Here is a 12840-nt window from a genome sequence, read left to right as displayed (position 1 = left end):
GTACAACTGACGTAACTGGTGATATCTCTCTACCAGAAGGCGTAGAAATGGTAATGCCTGGCGACAACATCCAAATGGTTGTTGAACTAATCGCTCCTATCGCAATGGACGAAGGTCTACGTTTCGCTATCCGTGAAGGTGGCCGTACTGTAGGTGCTGGTGTTGTTGCTAAGATTTTCGCATAATTCTTAACGAATTAACGAATGTCTTCGGAAAATCTTGAATTAGATTTGACGAACCAGTATCAAAAAGGGCATCATTTGATGCCCTTTTTCTGCGCTCAACATTATTTTAGCTGTTTTCTTGTTCAGGATTTGGTTGAGAGTAGAGCAAGATTAGGCGGAGAGGCTTAATCTTAAGAGAGTAGCGCTGATTTTTTTCAGCGATATGGAGTTTGCCCTGCAACAGCGGGGTTATTGTCGTCTATATTAAGACTTGTGACAGGTTGGTTTATGAAAGCAAATAATGCTGAAACTCCTGATAGCTCAAACGCAGCAGATACGTTTAAGTGGATTGCCGCTTTCGTATTAGCAGCGGCCGCTGTTGTGGGTAATTACCTGTATGGTGAGATGTCTGTAGTTGTTCGTGCTGCAGGCGTTGTTGTTCTTATTGCAGCTGCCCTAGGCGTTGCAGCGACAACGACTAAAGGTAAAGCAGCGATCAGTTTTGCAAAAGAATCTCGTATGGAAGTTCGTAAGGTTGTTTGGCCTACACGCCAAGAAACCATGCAAACAACACTGATTGTTTTAGCTGTAAGTATTGTAATGGCTCTAGTGCTATGGGGAATTGACGGCATCATGGTTCGTTTAGTTGCTCTAGCAACTGGGGTATAGAGGGTAGTGATTCATGAGTGAAGCTCCAAAAAAACGCTGGTATGTAGTTCAAGCCTTCTCTGGATTTGAAGGTCGTGTAGCTCAATCTCTACGTGAGCATATCAAAATGCACGCTATGGAAGAGCTATTCGGTGAAGTACTAGTTCCTACTGAAGAAGTAGTGGAAATGCGCGCGGGTCAGCGTCGTAAATCTGAACGTAAGTTTTTCCCAGGGTACGTCCTTGTTCAGATGATTATGAACGATGAATCATGGCACCTAGTACGCAGTGTGCCGCGTGTCATGGGCTTCATTGGTGGTACCTCAGACCGTCCAGCACCTATCACAGATAAAGAAGCTGACGCGATTCTTAACCGTCTTGAGAAAGCGAGTGAGTCTCCTCGTCCTCGTACAATGTACGAAGCGGGTGAAGTGGTACGTGTTAACGAAGGTCCATTTGCTGACTTCAATGGTACTGTTGAAGAAGTAGATTACGAGAAGAGCCGTCTGAAAGTGTCTGTATCGATCTTTGGTCGTGCAACACCAGTTGAGCTTGAATTTGGTCAAGTTGAAAAACTTGATTAAAAAAACACCTTTTTAAGGGTTGTCTAAGGCGCGAATTATGACTATAATTTCGCGCCTTTTTACTTCTCATGAAGTAAAGAGTTTTTACGTAAACGGGGAGCTGGTCAGCAGACTAGCGTTAGAACCCAAACTTTAGGAAATATCATGGCTAAGAAAGTTGAAGCTTACATCAAGCTACAAGTTGCTGCTGGCGCTGCGAACCCAAGTCCACCAGTTGGTCCTGCTCTAGGTCAACACGGTGTGAACATCATGGAATTCTGTAAAGCGTTCAACGCAAAAACAGAATCTATTGAGAAAGGTCTACCAACTCCAGTAGTTATCACAGTATACAGCGACCGTTCTTTCACGTTCGTAACTAAGACTCCACCTGCTGCTGTTCTTCTTAAGAAAGCTGCTGGCGTTAAGTCTGGTTCTGGTCGTCCAAACACTGAAAAAGTGGGCACTGTAACTGACGCTCAAATCCAAGAAATCGCAGAAACTAAAGCTGCTGATATGACTGGTGCTGACATCGAAGCGATGAAGCGTTCTATCGCTGGTACTGCTCGTTCAATGGGCCTAGTGGTAGAGGGTTAATAAGATGGCAAAACTAACTAAGCGCATGCGCGTAATCCGCGAAAAAGTTGACGTAACTAAAGAATACGAAATCAACGAAGCTGTTGCTCTTCTTCAAGAACTAGCTACTGCTAAATTCGTTGAGTCTGTAGACGTTGCTGTTAACCTAGGCATCGATGCTCGTAAATCTGACCAGAACGTACGTGGTGCAACTGTACTACCTCACGGTACTGGCCGCGACATCCGCGTAGCAGTGTTCACTCAAGGTGCAAACGCTGAAGCAGCTAAAGAAGCTGGCGCAGACATCGTAGGTATGGAAGATCTAGCTGAGCTAGTGAAGAAAGGCGAAATGAACTTTGACGTAGTTGTTGCTTCTCCAGATGCAATGCGCGTTGTAGGTCAACTAGGTACTATCCTAGGTCCTCGCGGTCTTATGCCAAACCCTAAAGTTGGTACTGTAACTCCTAACGTTGCTGAAGCAGTTAAAAACGCTAAAGCTGGTCAGGTTCGTTACCGTAACGACAAAAACGGCATCATCCACACTACTATCGGTAAAGCAAACTTCTCTGCTGAGCAGATCAAAGAGAACCTAGAGTCACTTCTAGTTGCTCTGAAGAAAGCTAAGCCATCTTCAGCGAAAGGTACTTTCCTGAAGAAAGTAAGCATCTCTACTACGATGGGTGCTGGTGTTGCAGTTGATCAGGCTAGCCTGAACACTCAAGCATAATTTATTTGCTTAGGCGCAAAATTTGTGTATAATTTTGCGCCTAATATTTGTGGTTGGGGCTGAACTTTGGTTCTTTGAACTGTCTCCTAGTTCGAAATGAATTAAGACCCAGTCTCCGTCCAAGACCGTAGGTGTTTGTGTCAAAACAAGCTTAATTATCCTACGTAGATGGTGCCCGAACTGACAGAAAGCTCTATGTAAATAGTTAACTTTCTTCTGGGAAGCACCTAAATAGCTCTCACTGTCGTGATGATAGTGAGTGGTGTAACGACAACCAGGAGTAAATCCAAGATGGCTTTAAACCTTCAAGACAAAAAAGCAATTGTTGCTGAAGTCAACGAAGCTGCCAGTGGTGCACTTTCTGCAGTTGTAGCTGATTCTCGTGGCGTTCAAGTTGGCGCGATGACTTCTCTACGTAAACAAGCTCGCGAAGCTGGCGTTTACATGAGAGTTGTTCGTAACACTCTTGCTCGTCGTGCGGTAGAAGGTACTGAGTACGAGTGTCTAACTGACACTTTCACTGGTCCTACGCTAATCGCATTCTCTAATGAGCACCCAGGTGCTGCAGCGCGTCTTTTCAAAGACTTCGCTAAAGAGAACAAAGACTTCGAGATCAAAGCTGCTGCATTTGAAGGCGCTTTAACTGACGCTGAAGTACTAGCAACACTACCAACTTACGACGAAGCAATCGCACGCCTAATGATGTGCATGAAAGAAGCTTCTGCTGGCAAGCTGGTACGTACTATCGCTGCTATCCGCGATCAAAAAGAAGAAGCAGCGGCTTAAGCCTTGCTTTTTACTGGTTGCAAAATAAACTTATTGTTGACTTAAAAGAGAATTGTTATGTCTATTACTAACGAGCAAATCCTAGACGCAGTTGCAGAAATGTCTGTAATGCAAGTTGTTGAACTAATCGAAGCTATGGAAGAAAAATTCGGTGTAACTGCTGCTGCTGCAGTAGTTGCAGGTGGCGCAGCAGGCGGCGAAGCTGCAGCTGAGCAAACTGAATTTGACGTAATCCTAACTGCAGCTGGCGGCAACAAAGTTGCTGTTATCAAAGCAGTACGTGGCGCAACTGGCCTAGGTCTTAAAGAAGCTAAAGCTCTTGTAGACGGCGCTCCAGCACCTCTAAAAGAAGGCGTTGAGAAAGCTGAAGCTGAAGCTCTTAAAGCTCAGCTAGAAGAAGCAGGCGCTTCTGTTGAAGTTAAGTAATTATTACTTAATTTCATAGCCTAACGGCTAATGGCTGGTGGTTTTTTAACCACCGGCCTTTTTGCGCTGTAGGGCATGAGCGAATTTTCCCGCTGTTTAAGCGTCTCATGTCTATGCAAAAAACATTTCATTCCTACGCAATGAAATGTCACTACAGTAAACAGCTATTTAGTCACTGTCCCTTACCCCCCTTAAGTAACTAGGTGCGGGCGGACGGTTTGGGTCACTTATCAGCGAGCTGAGGAACCCCATGGTTTACTCTTATACCGAGAAAAAGCGCATCCGTAAGGACTTTGGTACTCGTCCACAAGTTTTGGACATTCCATACCTGCTATCGATCCAGCTCGATTCGTTCGACAAATTCATCGAACAGGATCCTGAAGGTCAATACGGTCTTGAAGCTGCTTTCCGTTCTGTATTTCCAATTCAGAGCTACAACGGCAATTCTGAGCTGCAATACGTTAGCTACCGTCTTGGTGAGCCAGTTTTTGACGTTAAAGAATGTCAAATCCGCGGTGTAACTTACTCAAAGCCACTACGCGTAAAACTACGTCTAGTAATCTTTGATAAAGACGCACCAGCAGGTACTGTAAAAGACATTAAAGAACAAGAAGTCTACATGGGCGAAATTCCGCTTATGACAGACAATGGTACCTTCGTAATTAACGGTACCGAGAGGGTTATCGTATCCCAGCTGCACCGAAGCCCAGGCGTGTTCTTCGACAGCGATAAGGGTAAGACCCACTCTTCAGGTAAAGTTCTATATAACGCACGTGTAATTCCTTACCGTGGCTCATGGTTAGACTTTGAGTTCGATCCTAAGGATAACTTATACGTACGTATTGACCGTCGTCGTAAGCTACCAGCTTCGATCATCCTTCGTGCACTTGGTAAAACGTCAGAAGAAATCCTAGATATCTTCTTCGAAAAAGTGAACTTCGAAGTGAAAGACCAAACTCTACTAATGGAGTTGGTTCCTGATCGTCTACGTGGTGAAACTGCGTCGTTCGACATCGAAGCGAACGGTAAAACTTACGTTGAGCAAGGTCGTCGCGTAACAGCTCGTCATATCCGCCAACTAGAAAAAGATGGCGTTGATCACATCGAAGTACCAGTTGAGTACATCGTTGGTAAAGTTGCATCGAAAGATTACATCAACGAAGCAACAGGCGAGATCATTGTTAACGCTAACCAGGAAATTAGCCTGGAAGCACTAGCGAACCTATCTCAGGCTGGCCACAAATCACTAGAAACGTTGTTCACCAACGATCTAGACCACGGTCCATTCATGTCAGAAACACTACGTATCGACAGCACTGTTGATCGTATTTCTGCACTGGTAGAAATCTACCGCATGATGCGCCCTGGTGAGCCACCAACAAAAGAAGCTGCAGAAGCACTATTCGAAAGTCTATTCTTCTCTGAAGAGCGTTACGATCTATCGACTGTTGGTCGTATGAAGTTCAACAGCTCTATCGGCCGTGAAGATGCTCAAGAGCAAGGCACACTTGACGAGCTAGACATCGTTGAAGTGATGAAGAAGCTTATCGCGATCCGTAACGGTAAAGGTGAAGTGGACGATATCGACCACCTTGGCAACCGTCGTATCCGTTCTGTAGGCGAGATGGCTGAGAACCAGTTCCGTGTAGGTCTAGTACGTGTTGAGCGTGCAGTTAAAGAGCGTCTAAGCCTAGGCGATCTTGACGCAATCATGCCTCAAGACCTGATCAACGCGAAACCAATCTCTGCAGCTGTTAAAGAATTCTTTGGCTCTTCACAGCTTTCACAGTTCATGGACCAAAACAACCCGCTATCAGAAGTAACGCACAAGCGTCGTATTTCTGCATTGGGTCCTGGCGGTCTAACTCGTGAGCGTGCTGGCTTCGAAGTACGTGACGTACACGTAACTCACTACGGTCGTCTATGTCCTATCGAAACGCCGGAAGGTCCAAACATCGGTCTGATCAACTCTCTATCTGCGTTTGCGCGTTGTAACGAGTACGGTTTCCTAGAGACGCCATACCGTCGCGTTGTAGATGGTGTTGTAACAGACGAAGTAGATTACCTATCTGCAATCGAAGAAGGCCAATTCGTTATCGCACAGGCTAACGCTGCGTTAACTGAAGAAGGCGGTTTTGCAGATGAGCTGATCACAGCTCGTCAAAAAGGTGAATCTGGTCTACACCCTCGTGAGCACGCTCAGTACATGGACGTTGCGACAAACCAGGTTGTATCTATCGCTGCATCGCTTATCCCGTTCCTAGAACACGATGATGCGAACCGTGCATTGATGGGTGCGAACATGCAACGTCAGGCAGTTCCAACACTGAAAGCTGACAAACCGCTTGTTGGTACTGGTATTGAACGTAACGTAGCAGTTGACTCAGGTGTAACTGCAGTTGCTAAACGTGGTGGTGTAATCCAGTCAGTAGATGCTTCTCGTATCGTTGTTAAAGTGAACGAAGAAGAGCTAGTACCAGGCGAAGCTGGTATCGACATCTACAACCTGACTAAATACACACGTTCTAACCAGAACACATGTATTAACCAGCGCCCATGTGTGATGCCAGGTGAACCTGTATCACGCGGTGACGTTCTTGCTGATGGTCCTTCAACAGACCTTGGTGAACTAGCGCTTGGTCAAAACATGCGTATCGCGTTCATGCCTTGGAACGGTTACAACTTCGAAGACTCGATCTTAGTATCTGAGCGCGTAGTTCAAGAAGACCGTTTCACGACTATCCACATCCAAGAACTTACTTGTGTGGCGCGTGATACTAAGCTTGGTTCTGAAGAGATCACAGCTGATATTCCAAACGTAGGTGAATCTGCTCTGTCTAAACTAGACGAGTCAGGTATCGTTTACATCGGTGCTGAAGTTAAGGGTGGCGACATCCTAGTTGGTAAAGTAACACCTAAAGGTGAAACTCAGCTAACGCCTGAAGAGAAGCTACTACGTGCAATCTTCGGTGAAAAAGCATCTGACGTTAAAGATACTTCACTACGTGTACCTAACTCTGTATCAGGTACGATTATCGACGTTCAAGTCTTCACTCGCGATGGCGTAGAGAAAGACAAGCGTGCGCTTGAAATCGAACAAATGCAGCTTAAAGAAGCGAAGAAAGACCTAACTGAAGAATTCCAGATTCTTGAGGGTGGCCTTCTAAACCGCGTTAAAGCTGTACTGATCGATGGTGGTTACTCTGAAGCGAAACTAGACACAACTGATCGTAAGAAGTGGCTAGAACTAACGCTAGAAGACGATGCACTACAATCACAGCTTGAGCAACTTGCTGAGCAGTGGGACGAGCTAAAAGCTGACTTCGATAAGAAATTCGAAACTAAGCGTCGCAAGATCACTCAAGGTGATGATCTAGCACCTGGCGTACTGAAGATCGTTAAGGTTTACCTAGCGGTTAAACGTCGTATCCAGCCTGGTGATAAGATGGCGGGTCGTCACGGTAACAAGGGTGTAATCTCTAAGATCAACCCTGTTGAAGACATGCCATACGATGAGAAAGGTCAGCCTGTAGACATCGTACTTAACCCACTGGGTGTACCTTCGCGTATGAACATCGGTCAGATCCTAGAAGTACACTTAGGTCTGGCAGCGAAAGGTATCGGTGACAAGATCAACCAGATGGTTAAAGAGCAGCAAGAACTAGCGAAATTCCGCGAGTTCCTACAAAAAGTTTACGACCTAGGCGAAACTCGCCAGAAAGTAGACATTGCTTCTCTATCTGATGACGAAGTTCGTACTCTGATCAAGAACCTACGTGGCGGTCTACCAATCGCGACTCCAGTATTTGACGGTGCACCAGAAGCGTCTATTAAAGCGCTACTGAAACTAGCAGACCTACCAGAATCTGGTCAGCTAAAACTGTTTGATGGTCGCACGGGTGACCAGTTTGAGCGTCCTGTAACGGTAGGTTACATGTACATGCTGAAACTGAACCACCTTGTTGATGACAAGATGCACGCTCGTTCAACTGGTTCGTACAGCCTAGTAACTCAGCAACCACTTGGTGGTAAAGCTCAGTTCGGTGGTCAGCGTTTCGGTGAGATGGAAGTATGGGCACTAGAAGCATACGGTGCTGCTTACACTCTACAAGAAATGCTAACGGTTAAGTCGGATGACGTTAACGGCCGTACTAAGATGTACAAAAACATCGTAGACGGTAACCACAGCATGGAACCTGGTATGCCAGAATCGTTCAACGTACTGTTGAAAGAGATTCGCTCGCTAGGTATCAACATCGAGCTAGAAGACGAAGAGTAATCTCTTTTCTCTTGACCAAGGTTGAGAGAACCAAAAAGCGATTATTTGGTAGAAGGTGCTCACTTTAGCGAGTGAGCTCCTTTTAACTCCTTACAGGAGCTGATTGTGAAAGACTTATTAAACTTTCTAAAAGCACAGCATAAGACCGAAGAATTTGATGCTATCAAAATCGGTCTATCTTCTCCGGACATGATCCGTTCATGGTCTTTCGGTGAAGTTAAAAAACCTGAAACGATCAACTATCGTACGTTCAAACCTGAACGCGATGGTCTGTTCTGTGCGCGTATCTTTGGTCCAGTTAAAGACTACGAATGTCTTTGTGGTAAGTACAAGCGCCTGAAGCACCGTGGTGTTATCTGTGAGAAGTGTGGTGTAGAAGTTACACAAACTAAAGTTCGTCGTGACCGTATGGGCCACATCGAGCTAGCATCACCAGTAGCTCACATCTGGTTCCTAAAATCGCTACCGTCTCGTATCGGTCTACTAATGGATATCCCACTACGTGATATCGAGCGTGTTCTTTACTTCGAAATGTACGTAGTAACTGAACCTGGTATGACTGATCTAGAAAAATCTCAGATGCTTACTGAAGAAGAGTATCTGGATCGTCTAGAAGAGTGGGGCGACGAGTTCACTGCTAAGATGGGTGCAGAAGCTATCAAGGACCTACTAGGTTCTATGGATATGCACGCTGAAGCTGAACAAATGCGCGAAGAGCTAGAAACAACTAACTCTGAAACTAAGCGTAAGAAAGTCACTAAGCGTCTGAAACTGGTAGAAGCGTTTATTCAATCTGGTAACAACCCAGAGTGGATGATCCTGACTGTACTTCCAGTTCTTCCGCCAGATCTACGTCCTCTAGTACCACTAGATGGCGGTCGTTTTGCGACTTCAGATCTGAACGACCTATACCGTCGTGTGATCAACCGTAACAACCGTTTGAAGCGTCTTCTAGAGCTAGCTGCTCCGGACATCATCGTACGTAACGAAAAACGTATGCTGCAAGAGTCTGTTGATGCGCTACTAGATAACGGTCGTCGTGGTCGTGCGATCACAGGTTCTAACAAGCGTCCTCTGAAATCTCTTGCTGATATGATCAAGGGTAAGCAAGGTCGTTTCCGTCAGAACCTTCTAGGTAAACGTGTAGACTACTCTGGCCGTTCTGTAATCACAGTAGGTCCATACCTTCGTCTACACCAGTGTGGTCTTCCTAAGAAGATGGCACTTGAGCTATTCAAACCATTCATCTACAGCAAGCTAGAGACTCGTGGTCTTGCGACTACAATCAAAGCTGCTAAGAAAATGGTAGAGCGTGAAGAAGCAGTCGTTTGGGATATCCTAGACGAAGTAATCCGTGAACACCCAGTACTGTTGAACCGTGCACCTACACTTCACCGTCTAGGTATCCAGGCGTTCGAACCAGTACTAATCGAAGGTAAAGCGATTCAGCTACACCCACTAGTGTGTGCGGCATACAACGCGGACTTCGATGGTGACCAAATGGCGGTTCACGTGCCTCTAACTCTAGAAGCACAGCTTGAAGCTCGTACTCTGATGATGTCGACAAACAACATTCTGTCGCCAGCGTCAGGTGATCCGATCATCGTACCTTCTCAGGACGTTGTATTGGGTCTTTACTACATGACTCGTGACAAGATCAACGTGAAAGGCGAAGGCATGTACCTTTCTGGCCCTGCAGAGGCTGAGAAAGCATACCGCACTAAGACCGCTGAGCTACACGCACGCGTTAAAGTACGTATTACAGAAACAGTTGTAGACGAAGATGGCAACAGCACTACTGAGACTAAGATGGTTGATACAACTATCGGTCGTGCAATGCTATGGCAAATCGTGCCATCGGGCCTACCGTACAGCATCGTTAACCAAAAGCTAGGTAAGAAACAGATCTCTAACCTACTTAACGAGGCATACCGTAAGCTTGGTCTTAAAGATACAGTAATCTTCGCTGACCAAATCATGTACACCGGTTTCGCATACGCGGCACTATCTGGTGTATCTGTTGGTATCGACGACATGGTTGTACCGCCAGCTAAGTACACTGAAATCGCAGAAGCGGAAGAAGAAGTACGTGAAATCCAGGAACAGTACCAATCTGGTCTTGTTACTGCGGGCGAGCGCTACAACAAAGTGATCGATATCTGGGCATCGACCAACGATCGCGTAGCAAAAGCGATGATGGCAAACCTTTCATCTGAAACGGTAGTTAACCGTGACGGTGAAGAAGAGCAACAAGAATCGTTTAACAGCATCTACATGATGGCTGACTCGGGCGCTCGTGGTTCTGCTGCACAGATTCGTCAGCTAGCGGGTATGCGTGGTCTGATGGCGCGTCCAGATGGTTCAATCATCGAAACGCCGATCACTGCGAACTTTAAAGAAGGTCTAAACGTCCTTCAGTACTTTATCTCAACGCACGGTGCTCGTAAGGGTCTTGCGGATACGGCACTGAAAACAGCGAACTCGGGTTACCTAACTCGTCGTCTAGTAGACGTTGCTCAAGACGTTGTTGTAACTGAACATGACTGTGGCACTCACGAGGGTGTTGACATGATGCCTCACATCGAGGGTGGTGATGTTAAAGTTGCACTAACTGAGCTAGCGCTAGGTCGTGTAGTAGCTGAAGACGTTCTTAAGCCAGGTACAGAAGATGTTCTGATCCCACGTAACACTCTAATTGATGAGAAGTGGTGTCAGATCATGGAAGAGAACTCTGTAGACAGCATGCGCGTACGCTCTGTTGTTACATGTGACTCTGACTTCGGTTGTTGTGCACAGTGTTATGGTCGTGACCTAGCACGTGGTCACCTAGTGAACCAAGGTGAAGCAGTAGGCGTTATCGCTGCTCAGTCTATCGGTGAACCGGGTACACAGCTTACGATGCGTACGTTCCACATCGGTGGTGCGGCATCTACTGCAGCAGCAGAGAACAGCATCCAAGCGAAGACAACTGGTACAGTTAAACTGCACAACGCTAAGTTCGTAATCAACAAAGATAAGAAGCTGGTAATCACGTCTCGTGCATCTGAGCTAACTATCATTGATGAATTCGGTCGTACTAAAGAGAAGCACAAACTTCCTTACGGTTCGATGCTAAGCAAAGGCGACAACGACGCAGTAACAGCTGGTGACGTTGTTGCTAACTGGGAAGCGCACACCATGCCAATCATCACTGAAGTGGCAGGTCGCATCCAGTTCGTAGACATGATCGACGGTGTTACAGTTTCTCGTCAGACAGATGACTTAACAGGTCTATCTTCAAGCGAAGTAACCGATCCAGCAGCTCGCCCAGCAGCAGGTAAAGATATGCGTCCAGCTATCAAACTTGTTGATGAGCAAGGTAACGACGTAATGATCCCTGGTACTGAAATGCCAGCTCACTACTTCCTACCTGGTAAAGCGATTGTAAACATCGAAGACGGCGCAGAAGTAGGTGTGGGTGATACACTTTCACGTATCCCTCAGAAATCTGGCGGTAACAAAGATATCACCGGTGGTCTACCACGCGTAGCTGACCTATTCGAAGCTCGTAAGCCTAAAGAGCCTGCGATTCTTGCTGAGCACACAGGTACTGTGAGCTTCGGTAAGGAGACGAAAGGTAAACGTCGTCTAGTAATCACTCGTGACGGCGGTGACGCTTACGAAGAGATGATTCCTAAGCATCGTCAGTTGAACGTATTTGAAGGTGAGCGTGTTGAACGTGGTGACGTGATCGCAGATGGTCCAGAGTCTCCACATGACATTCTACGTCTACGTGGCGTACACGCGGTAACTCAGTACATCGCTAACGAAGTTCAAGAAGTTTATCGTCTACAAGGCGTTAAGATTAACGATAAGCACATCGAGACTATCGTTCGTCAAATGCTACGTAAGTGTACAATTACTCACGCAGGTGACTCTGAGTTCCTACCTGGCGAGCAAGTTGAATACTCACAAGTTAAGATTTCTAACCGTAACCTAGAAGCTGAAGGCAAAGAGCCAGCACGTTTCGAGCGTGAGCTATTAGGTATCACTAAGGCATCTCTAGCGACTGAGTCATTCATCTCTGCGGCATCGTTCCAGGAGACAACTCGCGTACTAACAGAAGCTGCGGTTTCTGGTAAGCGTGATGACCTACGTGGTCTGAAAGAGAACGTAATTGTTGGTCGTCTGATCCCAGCTGGTACTGGTTTCGCATACCACCAAGATCGTCAAGCTAAACGTGCTGAAGCGCAAGAAGGTCCATCTGCTGAACAAGCAACAGATAACCTAGCGGCACTTCTAAACGCTGGCTTCTCTTCTGACGAGTAATCGTTAAGAGCTTAAAAGAAAAGGCACCTTCGGGTGCCTTTTTTGTTTGAAGTCAAATAGAACGCTTACGCTCCGAGAGCGCTTCGCCTTAGGAATCGAGAGGTGTTGTTGGAGGGCTAGTGCAAGAAGTTTGGCTTCGAAAGGTGTTGACAGAACTTGTCCCTTAGAAAGACAAAATGAACCGAATCCCGAATCCCGAATCCCGAATCCCGAATCCCGAATCCCGAATCCCGAATCCCGAATCCCGAATCCCGAATCCCGAAAACAAAAAGGGTTGACGTACATACGCCAACCCTTAAGAATTTTCTCGCTTCTCGCTTCTCGCTTCTCGCTTCTCGCTTCTCGCTTCTCGCTTCTCGCTTCTCGC

8 protein-coding genes and 1 pseudogene are annotated in these 12840 nt (G+C 46.4%); all 9 read left to right on the top strand.

The features are described 5' to 3' along the window. A pseudogene (gene tuf / locus OQJ86_RS22785) lies at positions 1-185 on the top strand (elongation factor Tu); the annotation flags it as partial. 267 nt (positions 186-452) lie between these two features. Next, positions 453-833 carry a preprotein translocase subunit SecE gene (gene secE, locus OQJ86_RS22780; protein WP_005440549.1) on the top strand — a complete coding sequence of 127 codons (381 nt, stop codon included), beginning with the start codon at positions 453-455 and terminating at the stop codon, positions 831-833. A 13-nt stretch (positions 834-846) separates the two neighbouring features. Beyond that, the gene (gene nusG, locus OQJ86_RS22775) at positions 847-1395 is read left to right on the top strand and encodes a transcription termination/antitermination protein NusG (protein WP_005440551.1); all 549 of its coding nucleotides are present in this window, start codon (positions 847-849) and stop codon (positions 1393-1395) included. 144 nt (positions 1396-1539) lie between these two features. Further along, the gene (gene rplK / locus OQJ86_RS22770; protein WP_005440554.1) at positions 1540-1968 is read left to right on the top strand and encodes a 50S ribosomal protein L11; all 429 of its coding nucleotides are present in this window, start codon (positions 1540-1542) and stop codon (positions 1966-1968) included. A gap of 4 nt (positions 1969-1972) precedes the next feature. Continuing rightward, positions 1973-2674 carry a 50S ribosomal protein L1 gene (gene rplA / locus OQJ86_RS22765; RefSeq protein ID WP_038873427.1) on the top strand — a complete coding sequence of 234 codons (702 nt, stop codon included), beginning with the start codon at positions 1973-1975 and terminating at the stop codon, positions 2672-2674. A 291-nt stretch (positions 2675-2965) separates the two neighbouring features. Further along, positions 2966-3460, top strand: coding sequence for a 50S ribosomal protein L10 (gene rplJ, locus OQJ86_RS22760; RefSeq protein WP_005440560.1), 495 nt, complete (start codon positions 2966-2968; stop codon positions 3458-3460). Between the two features lie 57 nt (positions 3461-3517). Continuing rightward, positions 3518-3886 (top strand): 50S ribosomal protein L7/L12, encoded by a 369-nt coding sequence (gene rplL, locus OQJ86_RS22755; RefSeq protein ID WP_005440561.1) that lies wholly within the window; start codon positions 3518-3520, stop codon positions 3884-3886. Positions 3887-4136: 250 nt separating this feature from the next. Beyond that, complete coding sequence (rpoB, locus tag OQJ86_RS22750) at positions 4137-8165, top strand: DNA-directed RNA polymerase subunit beta (protein ID WP_009705466.1); 4029 nt, start codon at positions 4137-4139, stop codon at positions 8163-8165. A 105-nt stretch (positions 8166-8270) separates the two neighbouring features. After that, entirely contained in the window at positions 8271-12473 is a 4203-nt protein-coding gene (rpoC, locus tag OQJ86_RS22745; RefSeq protein ID WP_038873424.1) for a DNA-directed RNA polymerase subunit beta', read from the top strand. Positions 12474-12840: the final 367 nt, after the last annotated feature.

It is taken from the genome of Vibrio sp. Sgm 5 (genome assembly GCF_026241575.1).
GTDB lineage: Bacteria > Pseudomonadota > Gammaproteobacteria > Enterobacterales > Vibrionaceae > Vibrio > Vibrio jasicida.
This window is presented reverse-complemented; position numbering and strand designations above follow the sequence as displayed.